The 24,017-nt window shown below is 33.1% G+C and carries 22 protein-coding genes and 8 pseudogenes; 23 read left to right on the top strand and 7 right to left on the bottom strand.

Annotation, left to right across the window (positions count from 1 at the left end; genetic code table 11):
- Window positions 1-1,165 precede the first annotated feature (1,165 nt).
- The 7 genes and pseudogenes from IGK53_RS13330 to IGK53_RS13300 form a co-directional block, all read left to right on the top strand.
- Window positions 1,166-1,252, top strand: a pseudogene (locus tag IGK53_RS13330) (single-stranded DNA-binding protein); the annotation flags it as partial.
- Between the two features lie 547 nt (window positions 1,253-1,799).
- A pseudogene (locus IGK53_RS13325) lies at window positions 1,800-2,006 on the top strand (type II toxin-antitoxin system RelE/ParE family toxin).
- 182 nt (window positions 2,007-2,188) lie between these two features.
- Window positions 2,189-2,443 (top strand): AbrB/MazE/SpoVT family DNA-binding domain-containing protein, encoded by a 255-nt coding sequence (locus tag IGK53_RS13320; RefSeq protein WP_002290397.1) that lies wholly within the window; start codon window positions 2,189-2,191, stop codon window positions 2,441-2,443.
- On the top strand, window positions 2,444-2,761 hold the full coding sequence (locus IGK53_RS13315) for a type II toxin-antitoxin system RelE/ParE family toxin (RefSeq protein WP_002290394.1): 318 nt from the start codon (window positions 2,444-2,446) through the stop codon (window positions 2,759-2,761).
- Window positions 2,762-3,236: 475 nt separating this feature from the next.
- On the top strand, window positions 3,237-3,920 hold the full coding sequence (locus IGK53_RS13310) for an IS6-like element IS1216 family transposase (protein WP_002329840.1): 684 nt from the start codon (window positions 3,237-3,239) through the stop codon (window positions 3,918-3,920).
- A 51-nt stretch (window positions 3,921-3,971) separates the two neighbouring features.
- A pseudogene (locus tag IGK53_RS13305) lies at window positions 3,972-4,249 on the top strand (transposase); the annotation flags it as partial.
- Between the two features lie 868 nt (window positions 4,250-5,117).
- Window positions 5,118-5,768 (top strand): aspartate/glutamate racemase family protein, encoded by a 651-nt coding sequence (locus IGK53_RS13300; protein WP_002293554.1) that lies wholly within the window; start codon window positions 5,118-5,120, stop codon window positions 5,766-5,768.
- Window positions 5,769-5,812: 44 nt separating this feature from the next.
- Here the strand turns inward: IGK53_RS13300 and IGK53_RS13295 are convergent, their stop codons facing one another.
- Window positions 5,813-6,112: a hypothetical protein gene (locus IGK53_RS13295; RefSeq protein WP_002293555.1), complete on the bottom strand. Its 300-nt coding sequence runs from the start codon at window positions 6,110-6,112 to the stop codon at window positions 5,813-5,815.
- Window positions 6,113-6,212: 100 nt separating this feature from the next.
- On the opposite strand from IGK53_RS13295, the gene IGK53_RS13290 reads away from it, so the two are divergent.
- Both IGK53_RS13290 and IGK53_RS13285 read left to right on the top strand, forming a co-directional pair.
- Window positions 6,213-6,644, top strand: coding sequence for a GNAT family N-acetyltransferase (locus IGK53_RS13290; RefSeq protein WP_002293556.1), 432 nt, complete (start codon window positions 6,213-6,215; stop codon window positions 6,642-6,644).
- 413 nt (window positions 6,645-7,057) lie between these two features.
- A pseudogene (locus tag IGK53_RS13285) lies at window positions 7,058-7,876 on the top strand (Cof-type HAD-IIB family hydrolase).
- 72 nt (window positions 7,877-7,948) lie between these two features.
- Here the strand turns inward: IGK53_RS13285 and IGK53_RS13280 are convergent.
- Window positions 7,949-8,308: an iron-sulfur cluster biosynthesis family protein gene (locus IGK53_RS13280; RefSeq protein ID WP_002303333.1), complete on the bottom strand. Its 360-nt coding sequence runs from the start codon at window positions 8,306-8,308 to the stop codon at window positions 7,949-7,951.
- 658 nt (window positions 8,309-8,966) lie between these two features.
- Between IGK53_RS13280 and IGK53_RS13275 the strand changes: the two genes are divergently transcribed.
- Complete coding sequence (locus IGK53_RS13275) at window positions 8,967-9,992, top strand: saccharopine dehydrogenase NADP-binding domain-containing protein (RefSeq protein WP_002293560.1); 1,026 nt, start codon at window positions 8,967-8,969, stop codon at window positions 9,990-9,992.
- Window positions 9,993-10,276: 284 nt separating this feature from the next.
- Window positions 10,277-10,420 (top strand): hypothetical protein, encoded by a 144-nt coding sequence (locus IGK53_RS13270; RefSeq protein WP_002329838.1) that lies wholly within the window; start codon window positions 10,277-10,279, stop codon window positions 10,418-10,420.
- Window positions 10,421-10,973: 553 nt separating this feature from the next.
- Here the strand turns inward: IGK53_RS13270 and IGK53_RS13265 are convergent.
- Complete coding sequence (locus IGK53_RS13265; RefSeq protein ID WP_002316733.1) at window positions 10,974-11,102, bottom strand: hypothetical protein; 129 nt, start codon at window positions 11,100-11,102, stop codon at window positions 10,974-10,976.
- A gap of 339 nt (window positions 11,103-11,441) precedes the next feature.
- A complete protein-coding gene (locus IGK53_RS13260; RefSeq protein WP_002314371.1) occupies window positions 11,442-12,308 on the bottom strand; it encodes a LysR family transcriptional regulator in 867 nt (288 codons plus the stop codon).
- A 121-nt stretch (window positions 12,309-12,429) separates the two neighbouring features.
- On the opposite strand from IGK53_RS13260, the gene IGK53_RS13255 reads away from it, so the two are divergent.
- The 10 genes and pseudogenes from IGK53_RS13255 to IGK53_RS13210 form a co-directional block, all read left to right on the top strand.
- Window positions 12,430-12,972 carry a prolyl-tRNA synthetase associated domain-containing protein gene (locus IGK53_RS13255; protein ID WP_002329837.1) on the top strand — a complete coding sequence of 181 codons (543 nt, stop codon included), beginning with the start codon at window positions 12,430-12,432 and terminating at the stop codon, window positions 12,970-12,972.
- Between the two features lie 420 nt (window positions 12,973-13,392).
- A protein-coding gene (locus IGK53_RS13250; protein ID WP_100067467.1) for an IS6-like element ISS1N family transposase occupies window positions 13,393-14,072 on the top strand; the annotation gives its coding sequence in 2 pieces (ribosomal slippage) (window positions 13,393-13,498 and window positions 13,498-14,072; 681 coding nt in all).
- Between the two features lie 66 nt (window positions 14,073-14,138).
- The gene (locus tag IGK53_RS13245) at window positions 14,139-14,411 is read left to right on the top strand and encodes a Txe/YoeB family addiction module toxin (protein ID WP_002314366.1); all 273 of its coding nucleotides are present in this window, start codon (window positions 14,139-14,141) and stop codon (window positions 14,409-14,411) included.
- 76 nt (window positions 14,412-14,487) lie between these two features.
- Window positions 14,488-14,817 carry an AbrB/MazE/SpoVT family DNA-binding domain-containing protein gene (locus IGK53_RS13240; protein WP_002292678.1) on the top strand — a complete coding sequence of 110 codons (330 nt, stop codon included), beginning with the start codon at window positions 14,488-14,490 and terminating at the stop codon, window positions 14,815-14,817.
- Window positions 14,807-15,094, top strand: coding sequence for a type II toxin-antitoxin system mRNA interferase toxin, RelE/StbE family (locus IGK53_RS13235; protein WP_002292679.1), 288 nt, complete (start codon window positions 14,807-14,809; stop codon window positions 15,092-15,094). The genes IGK53_RS13240 and IGK53_RS13235 overlap by 11 nt, the downstream gene beginning before the upstream one ends.
- 285 nt (window positions 15,095-15,379) lie before the next feature.
- Window positions 15,380-16,237 (top strand): ParA family protein, encoded by an 858-nt coding sequence (locus IGK53_RS13230; RefSeq protein ID WP_002292680.1) that lies wholly within the window; start codon window positions 15,380-15,382, stop codon window positions 16,235-16,237.
- A complete protein-coding gene (locus tag IGK53_RS13225) occupies window positions 16,238-16,786 on the top strand; it encodes a hypothetical protein (RefSeq protein ID WP_002292681.1) in 549 nt (182 codons plus the stop codon).
- A 310-nt stretch (window positions 16,787-17,096) separates the two neighbouring features.
- Window positions 17,097-17,375 (top strand): annotated as a pseudogene (locus tag IGK53_RS13220) (thermophilic serine proteinase); the annotation flags it as partial.
- A 36-nt stretch (window positions 17,376-17,411) separates the two neighbouring features.
- Window positions 17,412-18,931, top strand: a pseudogene (locus IGK53_RS13215) (S8 family serine peptidase).
- Window positions 18,886-19,395: pseudogene (locus IGK53_RS13210) on the top strand (IS30 family transposase); the annotation flags it as partial. The pseudogenes IGK53_RS13215 and IGK53_RS13210, both read left to right, overlap by 46 nt.
- Window positions 19,396-19,406: 11 nt before the next feature.
- Here the strand turns inward: IGK53_RS13210 and IGK53_RS13205 are convergent.
- The 3 genes and pseudogenes from IGK53_RS13205 to IGK53_RS13195 all read right to left on the bottom strand — a co-directional run.
- Window positions 19,407-19,805: pseudogene (locus IGK53_RS13205) on the bottom strand (transposase); the annotation flags it as partial.
- Window positions 19,806-20,041: 236 nt separating this feature from the next.
- Window positions 20,042-20,284 (bottom strand): hypothetical protein, encoded by a 243-nt coding sequence (locus IGK53_RS13200; protein WP_002324480.1) that lies wholly within the window; start codon window positions 20,282-20,284, stop codon window positions 20,042-20,044.
- A gap of 13 nt (window positions 20,285-20,297) precedes the next feature.
- Window positions 20,298-20,855, bottom strand: a complete 558-nt coding sequence (locus tag IGK53_RS13195) for a SinI family restriction endonuclease (protein WP_195364569.1) — start codon at window positions 20,853-20,855, stop codon at window positions 20,298-20,300.
- A 321-nt stretch (window positions 20,856-21,176) separates the two neighbouring features.
- Here IGK53_RS13195 and IGK53_RS13190 point away from each other — a divergent pair, with 321 nt between their 5' ends.
- Both IGK53_RS13190 and IGK53_RS13185 read left to right on the top strand, forming a co-directional pair.
- The gene (locus IGK53_RS13190; protein ID WP_195364570.1) at window positions 21,177-22,772 is read left to right on the top strand and encodes a type I restriction-modification system subunit M; all 1,596 of its coding nucleotides are present in this window, start codon (window positions 21,177-21,179) and stop codon (window positions 22,770-22,772) included.
- Window positions 22,762-24,015 carry a restriction endonuclease subunit S gene (locus tag IGK53_RS13185; RefSeq protein ID WP_195364571.1) on the top strand — a complete coding sequence of 418 codons (1,254 nt, stop codon included), beginning with the start codon at window positions 22,762-22,764 and terminating at the stop codon, window positions 24,013-24,015. Before IGK53_RS13190 ends, IGK53_RS13185 begins: the two co-directional genes overlap by 11 nt.
- The last annotated feature ends 2 nt before the right edge of the window (window positions 24,016-24,017 follow it).

The raw sequence follows: 24,017 nt of genomic DNA, 5'->3' as shown, positions 1-24,017 counted from the left end.
TGTAGATCCTCTACTTTCACGTTGTTTTATTTATGTAAAATTACCTACTCTTTTCGAAAATAGCAAACTTAAATAAAAAATGCAAACGCATTAAAACTGTTTTTTAATTAAATACTACCTAAAATCAGAAATAAAATAAATTATGTACTACCTTTAAAGTCATTAAGAACTACTTTAAATAAATATTATTTATAATTAAATACTACCAGAAGAACGTAGAATAAAATTTAGTTTTAAAATTAAACATAATTAAGTACTACCAGTGTTAAAACAAAAAATAAATTAAGAACTACCTAATGCATATAAAACATACTACCATTGCTATTAATACATACTACCTTAATTAAGTAGTATGTATTACATTATTCTTATAAGACAAAGCTTTAGGCTAGAAAACAATAGATTATATACTACTAAAAAATACAATAAGTACTACCAATGACAGATATATATAATAATTAGATACTACCGTTAAATTTAACTTATTCAATTAGATACTACCGTGTTAATCTGAAAAAAAATTACTTTAAAGTAGTTACATACTACCCGTTAAATTAGATACTACCATTGATACTTAAATTATGTACTACCTATATTTCTATTATATACTACCGTTCTAGGAATAAGATAATAAAAAAATACTACCAAATTACAATTAAATACTACTTAAAATGAAAAAAATAAGAACTACCTGATTATGGTAGTTCTTAATAAGAGAAATATCAGATAAATTTGTACAAGTCATAAAAAAATTAGTCTTAAATTTTTAAATATATATCCTTGTTTATTAGATACTACTTAATTGAGGTAGTACAAAATTAACAGATAAAACTACATGCTTGTAGTTTGTCTAGCTAATGAGTTGCATATGATTTATATAAAGGTGTGCAGCATAACTTAGTTGAAGTTAAGAGAATAGAATAAATATTTTTTGTTTTGCTAATAATTAAACACTACCTAAATATGGTAGTGTTTAATTATATAATATTCATTTTGTTACAAAGAATCGTATTATAAAAGCATAACAATTGGGATAACTATTTTTTAGATTATTTAAGTACTACTTAAATTAGGTAGTACTTAAATTTTGGTTTAAGGTAGTAGGTAATTAAGAAATAATATATATCTTCTTTATAATAGAAGGGGAGAGGCCTAGTTAAAAGCAGCGACAATTAATAACAATGTATTTAATGCTTCACAAAATCCATTTGGTGGACAATGCATTGTTATTAGCGATGATCTACCGTTCTAAGTAGTTTTTTCTATTGGTTGCATTCGTGACTAATTATGGTATAATTATGAGTAACAAAGAGGTATTTCATTATATCACCAAACCCCATCAGCGTGCAGGCTGATGGGGTTTTTTTTACGTTTCTATATTATAGAATTAACGGGTAGGCTTACTGTCTTTTTTGGCAATTTTGCAATCAAGCCATTTGCAGATGTAGTGTGCAGTTACCTCTGCCAAGATTGCAAAAACAAAATCAAAAAGGTATTTCATTATATCTCCTCCTCCCCTTGCCAGATTAGGCCGGGGTAGCAGACAGCAAAACTATTATAACATAACTGAAATACCTAAATGACATATACAGATATGATAATTTATGTATTGATTTTTCTAACAAAAGCACATATTTTAATATATACTACCTAAAATAGGTAGTATATATTTTTAGATACAATATCGATCAGTTTTGAGGAAATGAAATTCTAGATATTTTTTGCTACATAGAGTTACTTTCAATATTTTTTAACGTAATTAGGCAGAAGTCACTCATCCTCTATAGGTTTGTGATGAAATTGCTATTGATCCATTTAAGTAAGAGCAAAAAACTGGAGGTTTATCAGGTAATTGGTCTAATGGATTTAAGTATGCGGTCACCGTGTATAGAGTTGCTTATGAGATTCAAGAAAATAAAGTTATTCCAGTATTGCTATATGGAACACATAACAATTTTTATGAATTAGCCGAGAACACTCGCAACTTTATTCGTGTAGATTGTTAACGGAAGTGTATGGTGAGTAGTTCACTCGTATTTTGATATCGTTTGTATATGTTTTCAGCTTTCTAAGTGGCTTATTTTGTCCAATAATAATATGGAGTGGAATCCCTTAAGAAACACCGTTGGCAATTGTCGTTATAACATGTTATAATTTATTCATCAAAAACTAAAAGGAGTGTGATAACATGGGAAAAGAACTAAAGGTTAGAAAGATCGGTAATAGCGTGGGAGTGATCCTTCCAAGCTCTCTTGGATTAAAAAGCGGAGACACTATCCAAGCCAAACAAGAAGGCAACTTATTCATATTAGATACCACTCAAATAGCAAAAGAACACGATCGCAAATTGATTGAAGAAAGTTTCCAAGACTTTGAGAAAGGTTTAACAGTTTCAGAAATTGAAATGGTAAAAGCTTTCGGAAAATACGGCTGGAGTGAATAGATGAAAGAGTACACGCTAGTTTATTCTAAAAGTTTCCAGACCAGCCTTGAAACGATAATAGAAGAATGGGAAAATGAGCTTGCTCTTTCTCCAGCCAGCATAAAAAGATTTGTAGGTGCGATCCAGAAGGCTTTAGAACTAACCAAAAATTTTCCAACGATGCATGAGGAAGTTTCCGAAATCTATGGAATGGATATCCCAACATATCGGATCGTGATCGGCAAAAGCTATGCCTTATTTTATCGGATCGACCATGAAAAAAAAGAGATACTTGTAGGACGTATTTTCCAATCTAAACAAATGAAACTAGGCTTTTAACAATAATTAGGCAAAAGTCGCTCATCCTCTACAGGTGGGTGATTAATGCCGCTCGATATGGTTGTTAACCGTCGGTTACTCGAAGATTGATATATAAGACTTAGTACCTTTTTATTTTGCTCCATGTTATGGCCGAAGGTCTAAAGATACAATCATTAGTCTAGAGAAAAATTAAGAACCGTAGGAACTACGGGGATCGCTTGGTGAATAAGAGACACTGCTATTAGTGAAAAAATAAGATATCAAGTACGCTCTATTCCCAAAAATTTCGTGACTTTACTCATGAGAGGTTCAAGTAGTATATTTTTAATCAAAATTGACGTAACTTTTAATAAATACTACCTAAATAAGGTAGTATTTATTTTTGTGTTTTAAAAGAGGAAGTCCAATATATCTATGGGGGTTCTGTTGCAAAGTTTTAAATCTACTATCAAATAAGGTAGAATAATAGAAAAAGATAGCAGGAGGAATGACGATGAATCATTTTAAAGGAAAGCAATTTCAGCAGGATGTGATTATTGTAGCCGTGGGCTACTATCTTCGTTATAACCTTAGCTATCGTGAAGTTCAAGAAATCTTATATGATCGTGGCATTAACGTTTCTCATACGACGATTTATCGTTGGGTGCAAGAATATGGCAAACTACTCTATCAAATTTGGAAAAAGAAAAATAAAAAATCCTTTTATTCATGGAAAATGGATGAAACGTACATCAAAATTAAAGGAAAATGGCATTATTTGTATCGAGCCATCGATGCAGATGGTTTAACCTTGGATATTTGGTTACGTAAAAAACGGGACACACAAGCAGCCTATGCTTTTCTTAAGCGGTTAGTGAAGCAGTTTGATGAACCGAAGGTTGTAGTCACAGATAAAGCCCCCTCTATTACAAGTGCCTTTAAGAAACTAAAAGAATACGGCGGCTTTTATCAAGGGACAGAACATCGTACCATTAAATACCTGAATAATTTGATTGAACAAGACCATCGTCCAGTAAAGAGACGCAATAAATTCTATCGAAGTTTACGCACTGGCTCTACCACGATTAAAGGCATGGAAGCCATTCGAGGATTATATAAGAAAACCCGAAAAGAAGGCACTCTCTTCGGGTTTTCGGTCTGTACTGAAATCAAGGTATTATTGGGAATCCCAGCTTAAATCATAGATACCGTAAGGGATTTTATTCTTTATTTAAAACTTTGCAACAGAACCGTTGAAGCCTTTCGAGACAAAGACCTGACTTATTTTTCTCCTTATTGGCAGAACTTCCCGAAACGTTAGATGACAGCTTTCGGGAAAAGCTTCAAAACCTTCTGACCTATGAAGAAGGCATCACCAACGCAATGATCTATCCTTATTCCAATGGAAAAATAGAAGCGAAGAATACCCACATAAAGACAATGAAACGAGTATCCTACGGATTTAAATCATTTGAGAACATGAGAATTAGAATCTTTTTGATCAATCAATTAATCAATGTAAGATAACAAAAAATCTGAGCCAGAATGTGGTTCATTCTGACTCAGATTTGATTTTGCACAACTCATCAGTCCTTATTGACAAAGAGCCTACTAAGATCTTTAACTTTTACGCCATCCTAATCATTTTTTCGCCCATGAATAATTTTTTCTGTTATTAAGTTAAAACCCTTTTTTAAGATATTGTAAATTAATAAGCATGATTTTAGACTACTGGATTTTTAGAATTGCAACCTAATTTCAATCCGTAACTAGTCTATCTTTTATCAATAATACAAGATAACAAGTGTAGATTAAACGGAGCAGGGACTATAAGTTAAGCTAGATGACGTCTCCCATTAGTTTAAAACTTTATAAGGTGTGAATTGCAATAATCAAGAGGGAAAAAGTTGAGCAAATCTTAAAAAAAGATAATTGAGATTATGATGAGTTTAAAGAGAAGGCTACTAGAAAAAATTTATGACTATTTTACAGCAGAAAATTGCTGTTTTAGATAACGATGATGAAGTGGAAGAATAGGTCTACTCTCTTTTTGTTTTACAGGAAAGAATGATGAATGTGCTGACAAAACTATACTGTTGGATTTTTCTGACATACTAACAACAAGCATCATCCTTAGTAGTTAAATGCAATCAATATAAGCAGTTTAATTTTCACTTGTAACCTGTAAAAATAGGGAAGCTTATGTATATTGGGATATAAAGTATAGCTAGAAATATTGAGCGAATTTTTTATTAGTACACTAAAGATGTTAAGTTGAATCTAAATAAATCAAAGAATTACTTTAGAATTTTCAGTTTAACTTCCGGATCGCTATTCTTCAAATTTGATTTTTAGAGTATAATAGGCAAAAATTCATTTTGAAGGAATGATCAGTATGCCTAAAGTGGCTGTAATGGCGGGAACACCTATTGATACTAGGATGGGAGCTGATCTATTGAACGAAATTTCCTGTGAATTGTTAGAAGTACCTATTTCAGGAAATCCAGCTCAACAGACCTATTTCCAAACACTTCCAGTCTTCGAAAAGATGCACCAAATTGAAGTGAAAATAAAAGATCTACAGAGTAAAAAAATTGATTTACTGTTGGTTTATTGTAATTCACTGAGTGCATCGATTGATTTTGATTTTCTGGCTAAGAAATATTCAATGAAGATTATCACACCATTTCAAGTATATGCGGATTTGGCTCAAAAACACGAGCGTATTGGTGTGTTGACCGCTAATGGTCAAGGAGCGGCTGGAATAGAAAGTGTTTTAGTGCAGCACCATTCAACAATACGAGTTTATAATGTCACGAATCTGGATTGGGTACATGCGGTGGAAGCAAAGATCCACCCTAGTATTATTGTAGAACAATTTGGACTGACGGATTCAATGAGTTTTTTTATGAAAAATCAAGTCGAAGCGATTTTGATCGGTTGTACTCATTTTCCTTATTTTCTTACAGAATATCAGTCCAGAACGAGAATTCCTTGTATCAATCCAGATGATGCATTAATAGAAAAAGTCAAATCAATACTTTAATAAGCATTGGTTTGACACAGACAATAACTTAGGATTTTTTTGTTTTATTTTTTAGCCAAATAAGCATCAATGTGTGTTTTTATTTTTTCAAAGTCTCTCTCCAAAAATAAAATAGTCGGAATCTGAATGACCGGCAAATTACGCTCATTATTAAACGGTCCAAAGGGCTCTGGTAGCACCAATAGATCAATCATATCCTTATCTTTGGTATAATTTGCTGATACGTCATAATACTGAGAGAAAAAAGCTAAAAGATCATCAATGTTACGTCTAGCGCGGGTCGCAAATATTGTGGTAGAACCAACGCCACTATTAGAAGTAAGCATAAAATAGATTTTAGTCATTACGAATTCTCCTTTTTAAATAAAATATAGCGGTAGCTTTATGTTTGACTAACTATGCTTGCAAATAAAGTTAAAATTATAAGAAAAGGGGAATAAGAGCATGTTAAACAAAAGAATAGCAAATAAAAATGATTATAAATTAGTTTTAGAAATTTGGGAGAAGTCAGTAAAGCAAACCCATGATTTTCTAGCTGAAGCAGATTTTAATTTTTATAAAGCAATCATTCCTGAGAACTTAGATGAGGTTAAACTTTATTTATGGGAAGATAACGGAGAAATTGTCGGTTTTAGTGGTGTAAGTGCAGAAGAATTAGTTATGCTATTTCTTGATCCAGATTTTATTGGTAAGCGATATGGTAGTCAAATATTAATTGAGCTGATTGAAACTGAAGATATAAAAAGAATTGATGTTAATAGTCAAAATAAATATGCAAAACATTTTTATTTAAGCCATGGATTTGAAATTGAATCTGAAGAAGACTTAGATGGTTTTGGTAAACCATACCCTATAACGCATTTAGTAAAAAAATAATTCATGAATGGTTTATTAACTGATTGAACATGAATAAAAGTAATATTTTTATTTTGATGGCCTATTTCTAGGTTATGAATTATCCAGATCAAATTTGTGTATTACATTCAGTAATAAGGTGCTTATCTTAGGATCAACTTATGATACTAGCTGACCAAGGATGTACCAGTTATAGAAAATCAGTTAAAGTAAAAATGATAAAAATCTTATGTCAACACTGATTTAGGCTGACCTGTGGGTTAGGAGAAAGACAGGTCGGTAGCTTTTAATACAAAAAATGGCTTGTATGTATCTAGATAGTTAACTGAAATTAGAAATGTTCTTATTTTTAACGGAGTAAGAAAAATAGGCTGCTTTAGGTCTGAATACTTTTTCAATATAATGAAGATATCAAAGGCGACAGGAGTGTTTTTATGAATAAGAATCCTCATAATCTAAAGTTGGTAGCAGTAGATATGGATGGAACATTTGCTCGTACTGATTACACATACGATATCCCAAGGTTCAAGGCTGTTTTATCGTGAATGAAAGCTGTTGATTGTCAATTTGTTGTTGCAAGTGGAAATCAATACTACCAATTGAGATCGTTATTTCCAAATTATTATGATGAATTAAGTTTTGTTGCTGAAAATGGTGCTTTTGTTAAAGATAAAACAGAGGTACTATTTTCAGCCGATATGCCTAGAAAAGCGATCGAGGTGGTCCTTGATTTATGTAAAGACTATCCTGAAGTAAAAAATGTGATGTGTGGTCTGAATAGTGCCTACTGTGAAAGAGGAAAGGTGAGTCAAGCATTTTTTGATCTAACCAATATCTATTACCATAGATTAGAATGGGTAGCTGATTTTGCAGAAGTTCAAGATAAAATTTTAAAATTTGCTCCGACTATGCCTGTTGAAAAAACCGAATTTTACGTTGAATTGTTCCGTGAAAAATTAGCCGGGCTATTAGTACCTACCAGTAGTGGTCATGGTTCTGTAGACTTGATTCTTTCTGAGTGCCATAAAACTTTCGGCTTGAAAATGTTAGTTGAGCGCTTGGGGATTAATCCTGACCAGTGCGTTGCTTTTGGAGATGGGGGCAATGACATTGAGATGTTGGAGTATTGTGGTCTGAGTTATGCAATGGATAATGCAACGGAAGCTGTTAAGCAAGTTGCTAAGCATCAATGTCCTTCAAATGACGAAGACGGTGTTTTAGTGACGCTCGATCGATTGTTCCCTAACACGTAAACACTAGGTAATTCATCAAAAAACCTCGATATAAGAAATATTCGAGGTTTTAAAACTATATTTAGAACAGATTTACGAAGCGTCTGATGAGTCAAAATAGACTTGGACATTGCTATCTAAAATACCACTTTCATTCTTTAAACGAATTGTTTGATTTGATGGAGTTACCTCTAATACTAAATGCCCATTAATAAAGGTAGTATCGTATTCAGATGTTTTAACTGTTGCTTCTTCGCAAGGTATTGTTAAATCATATGCTGGAATATAATGTTGTGTGGAAACTAATAAAAAATGATCACCAATCATACAGCATCCCTCTGCTGAAGAAAATTGATTAGAGCCATCATTTAAAGTTAACAAGAATCCATCCTTTAAACGAGGTACTTGCTTAAATACTTCTGGTTGTACTTCTAAAAATAAATTATCGCTCATTTTCACGACCACCATCGACTTCCACAGTTGAAATTGACATTTTATTTAACACACCTATTCCCCCTTAACTATAACTCAATTCTATATAAAAAATATTCTATTCTCAAATAATTGAACTTTTCAAATCGCCAATTTACTTCGGCTTTATCAGAGCTCATTCATATCAAGAGCGATTAACGCTGTAAAAATTAAACCGAAGATCTGATAAATTTTCTCTATTTTCTACAATATTTAAAACGCTTCCTTAGTCTATTATATATCTATTTCTCTTAGGAGTATGTTTAGATGTTTGAATAATAGTTGCCCAACTTTAAAGGTTATTCTTATAATATTTTACTTCATTTTCCAATAGAAAATTCAAAGGATTACTGGTTTTTCTAAAATAGTTTAGTTTAAATACATAGGTATCCTCCGACACTGTATTAGTTCATAATCATCTAAATACAAAATTTTCAAATAAAAATATTTCAAGCTCTATCGTTGACGAATGTAAACGATACTTATAAAGTAATAGAAATTGATTACATTTGTAAACTTAAAATGGTTAATTTATCTCACATAAAACTAAGAATAAAATAATGATTAAAAGTGGTTAGTTTTTATACGATTTAGCCTATCGGTAAAAATGAATTAACTTGGTAGATAAAGGAGAAGAAAGATGAAGACGATAGCAGTAGTTGGCGGTCATGGACAGGTTGGAAAAGGTAATGTTAGAGAGTTAACAAATCATGGGTATTTCGTTGTTTTAATGGGAAGAAATTTAAAAAAAATGGAAGTATTTGCCCAAGAATTTTTACCCATTCTAGAACAGAGTGAAGTAGACTTGAATAAATTTGTTATTCCTGAAAAACTTGCTGATCTTGATATGGTAATTGTTTGTTTGGACCAAACGGATACCCAGTTTGTCGAACAATGTCAAAAATTAGGAATTGATTATTTGGATATCAGTGCCAATAGTGATTTTTTGAAAAAAGTTAATTTGCTACCCATTCCTGAAAAAAGCAAGAGAGTCATTGGTTTAGGGTTAGCACCTGGTGTTACCAACTTAGCCGCGGCCGCGTACACTAAGAAAGAGCCATCTGCTCAAATGATAGTAATTGATGTCCTTTTAGGAATAGGTGATCGTCACGGTGAAGCAGCAGTAAGATGGACCTTTGAGCAATTAAATCGTACGTATATACATCCTAAATGGGCACAACCAATTGAAAATTTTGTCTATAGTCGAAAAACGGATTTTGGACCACCATTTGGGAAGCGTCGCAGTGCTAACTTTGGCTTTGCCGATCAGCATTTACTTTTTTCTGCAGATCCTTCACGCAATTATGTAACATTTCTCGGTTTGGATCAAAATTGGTTGACTGCATTGTTAAGAACAATAAAAAAAGTTGGACTAGCAAGACTTTTTAAAAATCCAAGAGTAATAAAGAGCCCCGTATGGTTCATGAAACGAGGATTAGTCGGAGATCGTTCTTTTGTTGTAAAAGTATCAAATGGACAAGTTAAAGATCCTGAAAAAATTGTTCTCTTTGGAGAAGAAGAAGCAAAAATGACTGCAGAAATCGCGGTATTTGTTGCGAACAAAATTTTAATAGAGACATTACCAAATGGGCATTACCATTTAACAGAACTAACTACCATGTCGGAGATACTAAGTCAGCTTCCACGTTTATCAGCCACAGAATAAATTGAAAAACTTTTTACACTATGAAAAATGGAAACAAGCTTCTCTAATTTGTTAAAATTATTCTTTTATTCTATCATTTCAACAAATATGTTGTAGTATGCAATAGCTTTTTTAGATTAAATTATAGTATTTAATTTTTTCTATAGTAATAAAATTCTATATCAACCAGATTACAATAATAGTTCTTGCTGTGACAGATATCGACCTTATATTGCGAGACACTTATACTTAAAACGAATTGGATGTGAAGTTACTTGATTGAAAGAGAAGAAGCTGAGGAAATAATGAAAAAATATAATCGCAGCTATGGAGAATTTGAAGAAAAGGCTACTCGAAAAGAGTTTATGACTGTTTTACAGTGGGTAGCTGAAGAATCTAATCGGAAACAGCGAAAGATTGCGGGATTGGATAAAGAGGAAGAGCAGTAGGCAAAAGCCCACTGTTCTTCTTAGTAAAAATGCCTAAAAAGGAAGTAAATGAATTTTAAATTGTAATCCTAAAATCTGTTTTACAAGAAGCTACTGATAGTGAGTATCTAGTACAAATAATATTTAAAAAAGACCGACTACATCATAAATTGAAGTAGTCGGCTTTTGTGTGCAATACTAAGGCTATTTAAGTGTTCTTCAAATTATATAACTTTATTTTGTATCATAATGAGAATAAATCTCCCATAGAACGTCATAGGTAATTAAAAATATGAAAATGCCATATGTTAAGAATAGCTTTTTCTTTGAAGACTATCTTTTTTTATTAGATAAATAAAATTGTTGCAACAAACAGTATAGTTTTTACCGTTTGAATAATTCTCTTATCGAAAGAAAGAGTAAAAGGATAAACAAGAAGATCCCTAAACTGTTTAATAATAATTTTGGGATTGAAAGGTTTGTGCTGAAATTATGGATACCTAATAGAATAAAGCATGAAAAAATAATAGTTGATACTATAAGTCCTTTGGATTTGTTTTTAGTAGACATATCATTAGACCCTAGCAGCTTCAAAATCAATACTAGCTAGTCCTTCGCTGATAGCTCCTGCAACACAGTTAACAGCTTCGTTTCTTTCAACTTGTTTCATTTCTACTAATAGTATTTTTTTTATATTTTGCATGTTGATCACACTCCCTTTTTGATAATACTATTATATTAAACTCGATACTGATTGTGGTAAAAAAATCGTAAATCGCTATTTTTTTGTCTTATAGCAGTTTTTTTAGACTTGCTTATAGGAAAATATTTGTATTGGTGAAATAATTTTAGTGAAGTGTGATTAGTATATAAATTTCTTTTGGAATAGTTTCGGATAAACTCAATCTTGTTATAAGTAATTATTATGATCGGTAGTGGTCAGGTAATGATATTAGGCTCTATCTCGTATTTTATCAAAATAGTCTGAAAACGATTTGATTTTATGATTGTAAATATATTTTGAGCTAAGACTTTTGATGAATTATTCAAAAAATAAAAGATCTAGAAATTTTTTACTAGCTAAAGATAAATTTTTTTCTTCTTTGTATGCAATCCCTATTTTTCTATATAATGGAACATCTAAATCTAAAATTGTTAGATCATATTGTACACGTTGTAAAATTAATTCCGGAAGTATACTAACACCTAATCCTTTTTCAACCATGGCCATAATTGCATAATCATCCCAAGTAGTGAAATTAATATCAGGTGAAAAGTCCATCGTTTCAAATAATGTAGTGATATTGGAGTTTCCATTTTTATCTAAGAGAATAAAAGGTAACCCAGAGAGATCATTGAGTGAAACAGAATCTTTCTTTTCTAAAAAGTGGTTCTTCGGTACTATAACTTTGAAATCATCTTGATGTATAAATTGCGTACTTAATTTTGGCAGTGTGGGCAATCTTAGAAATCCAAAATCTACCCTACCAGTAAGAATCCAATGTTCGATTTCATCATAATCTCCAAGTAATAATTCAAATTTTATATTTGGATATTTATTTTGGAAATTTAAGATAAGTTGAGGTAGCCAATGCGTAGCCACACTTGAAAAGGTCCCAATTCTAATTACGCCAAATTTAATGCCGTTCAGTTCTTCTAGCTTTCTCTGCATAGATTCATATTCGTCAAATAAATTTTTTACATATGGATAAATGTTAATTCCGTCAGAAGTTAGACGTAGACCTGTTCGGTTCCGTTCAAGTAATGTCACACCCCATTCATCCTCCAAATCATTTATCATCCTACTTATTCCTGATTGAGAATAATTTAAAGCTTCAGCTGCTTTAGTAAAACTTTTCAATTCAACTGTTTTTAGAAAAGCAATATACTTTTGAATATTCATATCCATGCTTACACCTCATTAATATCTGGTTTTATCATACTAAAGATCTGATATATTCTCTTTTGTGATGTAATTATACATGATAAAGTTTCTTTGTAGTAAATATTAAGTGAAAGAAGGATTCAGATTGATTAATGTTAGTGAAATAAAAACCAATAAACCTCAAAAATATGAGACACTTTTACAAGAAAAAGTTTACGCTGCTTTAGAAAGTTTAGACATATCGTATGAACGTGTAGAAACAGACGAAGTGATAACTATGGAAGATTGCGAACAGGTGAATTTGAAATTAGATATGCATATGGCAAAAACACTCTTTTTGTGTAATAGACAAAAAACAAATTACTATTTATTTATTACGAGTGGCGACAAACCATTTAAATCTAAAGATTTTAGTAAAGCTTTAGGAATCTCAAGAGTGTCTTTTGCTTCCAAAGAAGATATGACAAGTATGCTACAAACCAAAATTGGAGCAGCTACAGTTTTTAGCACACTAATTGATACAAAGAATAAAATTAAAATCATATTTGATAAAGATGTAACGGATGACAGGTGGTATGGTTGTAGTGATGGGACTACTACTGGATATTTGAAGATTTCAACAAATGAAATAATAGCAAAGTTATTACCCTATACAAAACATCAAATGGAAATTGTAAAAATATCCTGATGAACATTCATAGAGACAGGATTGTAATTAAAGTTGGAAATACAACTTTAACAAATACAATTGGTAAAAATAATATCTAATCTTTCGATAAAATGGATGATGTTTTAACCGATATTCAAAATCTTGGCTATGAGATAATACTGGTTTCATTCGGAGCCATTGTGATTGGTGCAAATAAGCTAAATTTCCATAAATATCCTGAAACATTAAAAATAAAGTGGTTGGCACAACTTTCTTTACACAACAAAAATACTTTTGAAATTATTTCTAAAAAATAAAAGCTAACCGCTCAAACAATTTTGAACGCCTCTAATAAAAAAGCCTGTTCTTCTTACTTTCAATAAAAGGGTTCTGTTGCAAAGTTTTCCAAAAAATCTATTTTAGTGTAAAATTGAGAAAAAAGACAGAGAGGACAGAGTAATGAATCATTTTAAAGGCAAACAATTCAAAAAAGACGTCATTATTGTCGCTGTTGGTTACTACCTGCGTTACAATCTAAGCTATCGTGAAGTTCAGGAATTGTTAATGATCGTGGAATAAATGTTTGTCATACTACGATTTATCGTTGGGTGCAAGAGTACAGCAAAGTCCTCTATTATCTTTGGAAGAAGAAAAATAGACAATCCTTCTATTCATGGAAAATGGACGAAACCTATATCAAAATTAAGGGACGTTGGCATTATCTTTATCGTGCAATTGATGCGGACGGCTTAACCTTAGATATCTGGTTACGAAAGAAACGGGATACGCAAGCAGCCTATGCTTTCTTAAAACGACTCCATAAACAGTTTGGTGAGCCGAAAGCAATTGTGACCGATAAAGCACCTTCTCTTGGCTCCGCCTTTAGAAAGTTACAGAGTGTGGGTTTATATACTAAGACAGAGCACCGAACTGTGAAGTATCTTAACAATTTAATAGAACAAGACCATCGACCTATTAAACGACGAAATAAATTTTATCAAAGTCTCCGTACAGCCTCTTCCACGATTAAGGGCATGGAGACCATTCGAGGAATATATAAAAAGAACCGAAGAAATGGAACGCTCTTCGGCTTTTCGGTGTCTACTGAAATCAAGGTATTAATGGGAATAACAGCCTAAGATATTTGGAGTTCAGAGAGGGCGCGTTTGATTTTCAAACTTCGCAACAGAACCGGATAACTTATAATGAATAACTATTCTGTGATGATTAAAAACTCGGCTAAAGCTGATTTAAAGAAAATCAAACAGTCTAATTTGAAACCTCAATTTGAGAAGGTTATTCAGACTTTAAAGGAAGATCCCTATCTCCCTACCCAATCATTTGAGAAGTTAAAACCTACACATGAAGGTAGGTATTCTAGAAGATTGAATAGACAACACCGGGTTGTTTATAAGGTAGATGAAGATGAACACGTGGTTGAAATTTATTCAGCAAGGACGCATTACGAGTCACAGTAATTACTTGTAAATACATTATCTCGTGGTATAATGTATTTACTAAGTAATTACATACTGTTAGAAATGAGGGATTTAAATGATTACAAAAACAAGAAAACAAGGCAATTCAATCATGTTGACAGTACCTAAAGATTTTAATGTTCCTAATGGAGTCGAAGTTGAAGCAAAGTTGGTAGAGAATGGTATTCTTTATGAATTTGTTGAACCACAAAAAGAATTTTATGATTTTAGCGAAGATATTTTGTCTGATATAATTGCAGAAGGCTACGATAAAGATGAGATTCTTGTAGAATTTAAGAATAGAAAAAACAAAATGCATTCTTCCTTTAGAGATATTGCTGAAGATACACTTACTAATTCTAAAGTAATGACTAAAGAGGAGTTGGCAACAGAAATTGGCTTATGAAATCGTTCCTTCAAAACATGTCATTAAGTATTTAAAAAAGCTAAAAGAGAAGACATTGAAAGAAAAATTTTTGAATTTAATTTATGATGAAATTGCGATTGATCCATATAAGGGTGAACAAAAAACTGGGGATTTATCAGGTATTTGGTCTAGTGGGTTCAAATATGCGGGCACAACATATAGAGTAGCTTACGAGATTATAGAAAACAAGGTTATTCCAGTATTGTTATGTGGAACGCATGAAAACTTTTATGAACAGTTGAAAAAATTAATCTAGTGATTTGTTGTCGTTCTTAAGAAGGACGGCTTCTTTTTTATCGAAGATCTGATTCATCCACATGACTAAAGTCGCGAGTATTCTCTGCTTCTCGATAAATTAAATAACGTCATTACTTTGAGGAAAGCTATAAATCAATATATTTCAGCTTTTCCTTATTTATGTACTACCTTTTACTTATTAATTATAAGGTAGTACATATATATCTTTTTTTTGGTAGTAACTAAAAATAAATATGTTATAATAGTATCAAATGAATATTGCTAAAAGAAAAGAGGTAGGAACGTGGTAGCGAAGAAATATGTAATCGGTAATTTTAAAGGTGGCGTAGGTAAAAGTACGTGCGCGCAAATGTTAGGGTTTGAATCAGCAGTTAATGAAGGAAAAAGAACCTTGATAATTGACTTGGATATGCAAGGAAATACTTCTGATGTGATGAACTTAACGCATATGAACTTCACTAACGAAGAAGGAGGCGGAGAAGGTGAACCGATTGTTTACGAAAATACTGTGACTGACGTGTTGATAAACAATCTTCCACCTAAAGAGGCTGTCTATAAAGTAATCAATAACCTCTATATACTTCCAGCAGACATGTCCTTTGAAATGTATGATGATTGGATCAAAGACCAATATAATGATTCATTATCCCAATTCAAATATATGAAAGAAAAGCTAGAACCATTATTTGATGAGTTTGACGTCATCTATTTAGATGTCCCACCTTCTATTTCTGTATATAGTAAATCCGCGATGTACATTGCGGACTGGGCAATCGTCGTCTTACAGACCCAAGTAAAATCGATGAGAAATGCGATGCAATATCTTGAGTATATGGACTTTTTTGTGAAAGAATTTGATACAAATTTATATGTTGCTGGTGTTATTCCTTTCATGTTGGAAAGCGGTGACGCAGTAGATCAGGAAATGTATAAACAAGCCCAAGAGATTTATGGGGAACATTTGATTAAAAATGTTGTACTCAAAAATGCGCGCTTAAAACGATACGACGGATCAGGTATTACGATGGAGAAGACAAAGAAAGGTCTCTTAAAACAATGGGATCGCAAAAGCCACGAATTATTTATCAGTATTTTGAAAGAATTGGAAGAACACGAGAATTGGTATGCGGAGGTGGAGTAATTGGCTGACATCAAAGGACTTGATATTTTTGGGAACAACAAAGGACTCGCCAAAATAAAAAAAGAAGCAGAAGCAAAGAAAAAGCAGCAAGCAATTACACCATCTGAAAATAAGCAATTAGAAGTGCACCAAGTTCAAGAAATAAAAACTTCCTCCAATGTTGAAAGACAGAGTAGAGGAAGAACAAAAAAAGTTGGCGCACCAATCAGAAAGTTTGATAAGGTTTATTCCACCAAGCATCCTTTAAAACTGTCGACTTTGTTAAATGCGACTTCCAGAGTTTTAGTAGAAAAGTATGAGACTAATATGACAAGAGATGAATTGCTTAGAAAAGCTTTAGATGAGTATATTAAACAGAATCTTACGCAAGAAGATAAGCAAGATTTGTTTAATGACGTGGTGAAAGAACTAGACTTGTTCAGAGAAAAATATCCAATTGTTCCAGAATTAGATGATCGTGGAGAAATAATAAGAACTACCAGTCAGATAAAACAAGATACCGAAGACTCACTGCGCAAAGGGTGGGGAATGAATAATAAAGTTAGATAATAATCAAAGAAGAACTAAGTAACTACCTTTAAACGGTAGTTACTTAGTTCTTCTTTGATTTGCGTGAAATAGAGGGGATTTATTTTTCTGGTTACGTGATTAAAAAATCCAAAAAATGAGCATAGGAACGGTTATGATTTTAGGGTGTGTTTTAATGAGATATTGTGATTTCATTAACAAGTGTATGATAATCTGTTGTTGAGTTAGTAAATAAGTAATAGAGCTAACTCTAAAATAAAACTATTAGGAGGAGATGTAGGTGAAAAAGTTTAAAAAGAAAATATATTTAGGATTGGTTGTTGGGGTGAGTATGTTTGGGTTCATGGCTCATACTAAACAAGTAACTGCAGATACTAACCAAAAAGAAAGGATTATGAGCCAATTAGATGACTCTCAAATAGAGTATGTACCCAATGAGCTAATTGTCAGTTTAAAGGCTACACAAAGAATTTCAACAGAGAAAAATAAACCGCAAAATTTATTGGGTGTAAAAGTTATGGTGGAAAAAGATTTGACTCTTAGGACAAATGAAAGCGATTATAATAAGCGAGATCAAGTATTATTAGTGAAATTGAACGAAGAAATTAGTGTGGAAGAGGCAGTAAGAACATTTAATGCTTCTGATATGGTCAATTATGCAGAGCCAAACTATGTGGTTGAACTAGAGCCGTTGAATGATGTTGAGGAGCCAAATACAACTGATTCTTTAGGAAATCGATCAATTATTCTTAACGATCCTAATTGGAGTAAACAAGCTAATTTAAGAGAGATTAGCATGCCATCAGCTTGGGAAGAAACCAAGGGTTCTAAGGATGTGAAGGTAGCGGTCATTGATTCAGGAATTGATTATCAACATGAAGATCTTTCTGGAAATGTAGATGAAAGTTTGAGATACGATTTTTTTGACGATGATACAGATCCTATGGATACTATGGGACATGGACACATATTGCCGGGATTATTGGTGCTCAAACAAACAACGAATTAGGTGTTGCTGGAATAAATTGGGATGTTACGATGGTACCTATACGTGTATTTGGTAGTAGTGGAGGTACCAGTTTGGCAATCTTAACTGAAGCTATTAATTATGCATCCCAAAAAGGGTTTCCAATTATCAATTTTAGTATAGGTAGTGTTGTTTATAGCAGTACAGAAGAAGCAATTAAAAACTATCCTGGATTATTCGTAGCAGCAGCTGGAAATAATGGGATAGATATGACTGATAAACCTTTTTACCCAGCTTCTTTGGATATACCTAATATTATTACTGTAGGAAATTCTAGTGGTTATGAACGAAGTTCTGATTCAAATTATAGTAAAACAGGTGTTGATTTATTCGCTAGAGGGTTTCGTGTTTTTAGTACATTTCTAGGAAGTAAATACACGTATATGTCAGGTACCTCGATGGCAACACCTCATGTCACTGGTAGTGCTGCATTAGCGTTGTCACTAGATCCTGATCTATCTACTGATGAATTAAAAAAAATCATTTTAAATAGTGTTGATTCATTTTATGAACTATCTGATTTATGTCTTACAGGGGGAAGACTAAATACGAATAATGTCGTACGACAAGTAACGGGTAAACTTACTGCATCTAATATCACATTAAGATTAAATAGTGAATGGTCAGATGAAATTGCTAAAGAGATGTGTCACGTTCACTGGATTGACCAGTCAGGAAATGATTTGACGGATCAAGTGGTTGTTCTAAAAAACGAAGTGGATACATCTAACTTTGGCGATTACGAAGTAGTATTTGCATCACCTGATTTAACAGATCAAATCTCAGTTACAGTGACCGTACCTCGATTACGTAAACTTACGCTAGGAAAAGAAACAGCAACCATTGATATTGGTTCCGCATGGGATAGTGTCATAGCCATTGATACTTTTCAAGTGAAAGCTATAGATGATTTTGGGAATGATGTTACAAATCAAGTACAGGTTACTATTAATGCTGATATAGATACAATTAATTCAATTCAAGCAGTGATTAAGTTTGAAGTTCCAGAATTAGGCTTAGCCCAAATTGGTAGACTGAATATTACTGCAAAAAATAGTACAATCAATGGATTGAATGAAGTTAGCATCGAGCACGTAAAAAAGATTATGTCGTTTTCGAAGAAGAATTTGGACATTTAGAGGGTGATACGATTGTCGGCATCCACCATAAAAGTGTCGTCATCACACTCGTTGAGCGACTTTCAAAAGCCATTATCGCCTTGAAACCAGAAGGCCGTAAGGCAGTTGATATTGAAAATTCGATTAATGAATGGCTTCAATCCGTACCCAAAAATCTTTTCAAATCAATTACCTTTGATTGTGGAAAAGAATTCTCTAATTGGAAAAGTATTAGTAATACGAATGATATTGATATTTATTTCGCAGACCCAGGAACGCCTTCCCAACGGGGATTAAATGAACATTCAAACGGACTCCTCCGAAAAGATGGACTACCAAAAGAAATGGACTTCAACCAAGTCAATCAAGGATTCATCTCATCCGTTGCGTCCAAAAGAAACCATATCCCTAGAAAATCACTAAATTACCAAACACCATTAGAAGTTTTTTTGAGTTACGTAAATGGAAAGTTTTGTCTCGCTTAATTTGACAAATAATAACCATTTGGTTTTCGTTTTCCTTGCATCGGTAAATGTAAAACATTGAATTCTCCCGTCTTAAACCGGCGATAGAGGGTACTTACTGAACAAGAGAAGGTTCGCTCTGCACGGCCAATAATGACGTCTGGGGTCCAACCTTCAGTTGATCTTTTTGCAATGTATTCTTTTTCCTCAGCAGGAAAAATGATTTCGGTTCTCCCACAACGTCGCTTATTTTCTTTGTATTGTTCAAGGTATTCAAGTGCTGTTCCACCACATTTGAGAAAGTTATAGACATTGTAAATTGTTTGGCGTCCACGTTTAAGCTGCTTCGCAACGATAGCAACCGGAGTTTCTTGATGAAAATATGCTTCTATCATTACAAGCTCGTTTGGTGTAAGATGGGTATAAGTCATTTATGTTCACTCTCCTTGTATGCTTTAGCGGGTATTACAATTTGAGTGTAACATAAATGGCTTTTTTATTTGTCTCGCTTAATTATACAAACGGCGAGAATATCGACAAGACTAGGATATTTTTTTATATATGCATATCCTTGTGGTGCAGTAACTCCTAAATTTTTTAAATTAGACAGACTTATTGGTAAAAGTATTTCTTCTAGGTGGATAATTTCGTAAGCATATTTTCCCTTTTAAACTAATTGTTCAAACTCATCGTCTCCTAAAAAGTAGTGTTGATTTTTCTTAAGTTTAGTAATTGGATTTTTTACAATCAATTTATACTTTAAAGCTTTGGTGGGGATTGTTTCGTAAATCCAAAAGATATTATAAGGATCTGAGGTAAGATAGAAATTTCTAAATTCAAAGTTTTTTTGTTTGTTTATAATTTTTTCCATGTATCGTGGATAGATACTAATAAGGATATTGTTAGTCATCGAGTGTCCATAATTATCGTGTGGATTTTTCATTAATATAAGCTAAATAACTATTTTCAGTTAACTTAGCTGCCAGTTCCTTACTAGCTTCAGTCATTTCTATTAATGCTTTCCAATTGGGGATAGGGCTATCCAAACCAGAAATTTTTGTCGACTTATTTAAACGATTCCATTTTCTAATTGTTGTTCCTACTCTTATAGCTGAACTCGAACTGCTTTCTGTATTGTATTTATTTTTCACTTGTAAAAGAATTGGTGAGGTTCCTAAATAACAGAAATCAACAGCTCGATATACAGAGCCGGCGCACCAAATCCAACCTTCAGGTTCTAACACTTCGGCTAAATATTCCTCTAAAATACTTCCGTTCATGTTCTCAGCGCTCATATATAAAAAATGTCCACGCAAGTAGTCATTCAATACTTTTTGATCATCAATATTAGCATTTGCTGCTACTCTAGTAGTTAAAGCAGCATCTTTTTCGCCAAATGTTTTAAGAGGTTTTTTTAATGCTGGGTTATTCCTATCCCTGATGTATTTATTACACCATTTTGTTAAGTAAATTTTTGCCATAATTAATGGATTATCACTATCAGGTACTGATATACCAGTGGTCCATTGTTGAGTGCAAAATAAAAAAGTTCTTTTAAATTTTTATGATACTTACTATCTTCAACGTCATCGATAACTTCATCAAAAATAATGGATGCCGGTTCTGTGGTTAAACCTTCATTTAAGATTGATTCAAAAGTTCTATTTTTGTTAGGCATATACGTCACGTAGCTTGTTATCAAGAATAAGATTCTTTCTTTTTTTTTTGCTTTTTCTAAAAGGGAGTATGCTAAAATAAGAGGGTATATAGCAACTTTAAATAAGAGATAGGAGTGTATCTTTTTGGGTGCAGAATTAAATCAAAAATTATTTAGTGCGGCAGATAATCTCCGTAGCAAAATGGATGCGTCAGAATATAAAAATTATTTGTTGGGGTTGATTTTCTATAAATATTTATCCGACCGTTTGTTGGAACAAGTGGTTCTTTTAGCAGATGAATCCTTAGAGGAATATGATACGGTAAGCAAACAAACGATGTTGTATCGCGAATTACTTTCAGATGAAGAATCAAAAGAAGATCTGATTGCAACAATCGTTGATATTTTGGGGTATGCGATTTCGCCAGAGTATCTTTTCAACGTCTTAGCGGATCAAGCAAAACAAGCAACGTTCCAATTGAATGATCTAAACAAAGCCTTTGTGCAATTGGCATCTACCTACAATCAATTTAATGGGTTATTTGATGATGTGGATCTCCAATCAAAAAAACTAGGAACAGATGAGCAACAACGAAATGTGACGATTACCGAAGTCATTAAGAAATTGAATGACGTGGAAGTTTTAGGTCACGATGGGGACGTGATCGGGGATGCTTATGAATTTCTGATCAGTCAATTTGCTTCAGAAGCAGGGAAGAAAGCCGGAGAATTTTACACGCCTCATATGGTTTCTGATATGATGGCACAAATCGTGACGTTGGATCAAAAAGAACGACGATTCTTTAGTGTTTTTGATCCAACCATGGGTTCAGGTTCCTTGATGTTAAATGTGCGTAACTACTTAACTCACCCAGATAACGTTAAATATCATGGGCAAGAATTAAATACAACGACATACAATCTAGCAAAAATGAACTTGATTTTACATGGGGTAGATGCCGAAGAAATGAATCTCCGCAATGGGGATACGTTGAATAAGGACTGGCCAACAGATGAACCTTACACATTTGATGCAGTAGTAATGAACCCACCTTATTCGGCTAATTGGTCAGCAGATACGACCTTCTTAGATGATTCTCGGTTTAATCGTTATGGGAAATTAGCGCCAAAATCCAAAGCAGATTTTGCGTTTCTTCTTCATGGTTTCTATCATTTGAAGGAAACAGGTACCATGGCCATCGTCTTACCACACGGAGTTTTATTCCGTGGCGCTGCAGAAGGGGTCATTCGTCAAAAATTATTAGAAGACGGCAGTATTTATGCTGTGATCGGTATGCCTGCGAACTTGTTCTTTGGTACATCGATTCCAACGACGGTGATTGTATTGAAGAAGAATCGTCAAACTCGAGATGTATTATTCATTGACGCTAGTCGAGAATTTGTCAAAGGAAAAAATCAGAATAAATTATCGGAAGAAAACATTCAAAAAATCCTCGAAACCTACGCTGAAAGAAAAGATGTCGAGAAATACGCTCATTTGGCAACCTTTGATGAAATCAAAGAAAATGACTATAACTTAAATATCCCACGCTATGTCGATACGTTTGAAGAAGAAGAACCAATTGATATGGTTCATGTCGGAAATGACATCAAGAAGATACGACAAGAACAGCATGTGCTAGAAAAAGAACTTTTAGAAGCTATCTCTTCCCTGCAAACAACACCTGAAAATGAAGCGTGGTTGCAAGGTGCGCTGGAGGTGTTCAAACATGAGCAATGATACACGACCAGAAATCCGGTTTCCTGGTTTTACGGAAGATTGGGAAGAGCGTAAGTTAGGAGATATGATGGATGTTACTTCTGTGAAGCGAATTCATCAATCAGATTGGACTAACTCAGGTATTAGATTTTTACGTGCTCGTGATATTGTCTCAGCTGCAAAAAATGAGGAACCATCCGATTATCTTTACATTTCAGAAGAAAAATATAATGAATATTCGAAAATTTCAGGTAAAGTTTCTCAAGGAGACTTGCTTGTAACTGGTGTCGGATCAATAGGTGTCCCCTTATTAATCACTGATGATAACCCAATTTACTTTAAGGATGGAAACATCATTTGGTTCAAGAATGAGCATAAAATTGACGGAAACTTCTTTTACTACTCGTTCATAAATAATAAAATTCAGAAGTATATCCGTGACGTTGCAGGCATTGGAACCGTCGGAACCTATACAATTGATAGTGGTAAAAAGACACCTATCTCACTTCCAACTTATGACGAACAGATCAAGATCGGTTCATTTTTCAAACAACTTGATCACACTATCGCTCTTCATCAACGTAAGTTAGATTTGCTGAAGGAAACGAAAAAAGGATTCTTACAAAAAATGTTCCCTAAAAACGGAGCAAAAGTGCCAGAAATTCGGTTTCCTGGTTTTACGGGAGATTGGGAACAGCGTAAGTTGGGGGGGATTGGTAAAACATACACAGGTTTAACAGGAAAAAGTAAAGAAGATTTCGGACATGGTGATGCTAAGTTTGTCACTTATATGAACGTTTTCCAAAATCCAAAAGCTACACTTGAACAACTAGAAAACGTGGAGATTGACCCTAGACAAAATGAAGTGAAAAAAGGGGATGTTTTCTTTACAACCTCTTCTGAAACACCTGAAGAGGTTGGGATGTCGTCAGTATGGACTCATGATATCAATAATATATATTTAAATAGTTTTACTTTTGCATATCGTCCAACAATAAAGTTTGATTTGGATTACTTAGCATTTATGTTAAGATCGCAATCTGTGAGAAAGAAAATTATATTCTTGGCACAAGGTATTTCGAGATATAATATCTCAAAAACAAAAATGATGGATATTTCTGTTCCTATACCAGTTAACTTTGAAGAACAACAAAAAATTGGTGCCTTCTTCAAGCAGCTAGATGATACGATCGCTCTTCATCAACGTAAGTTAGATTTACTAAAAGAAACGAAAAAAGGATTCTTACAAAAAATGTTTGTCTAGGA

The sequence above is a fragment of the Enterococcus sp. DIV1224 genome (assembly GCF_050555455.1).
Lineage (GTDB): Bacteria > Bacillota > Bacilli > Lactobacillales > Enterococcaceae > Enterococcus_B > Enterococcus_B lactis.
Note: the sequence above shows the minus strand (reverse complement) of the source record. Positions and strands in the feature narration are given on the sequence as shown.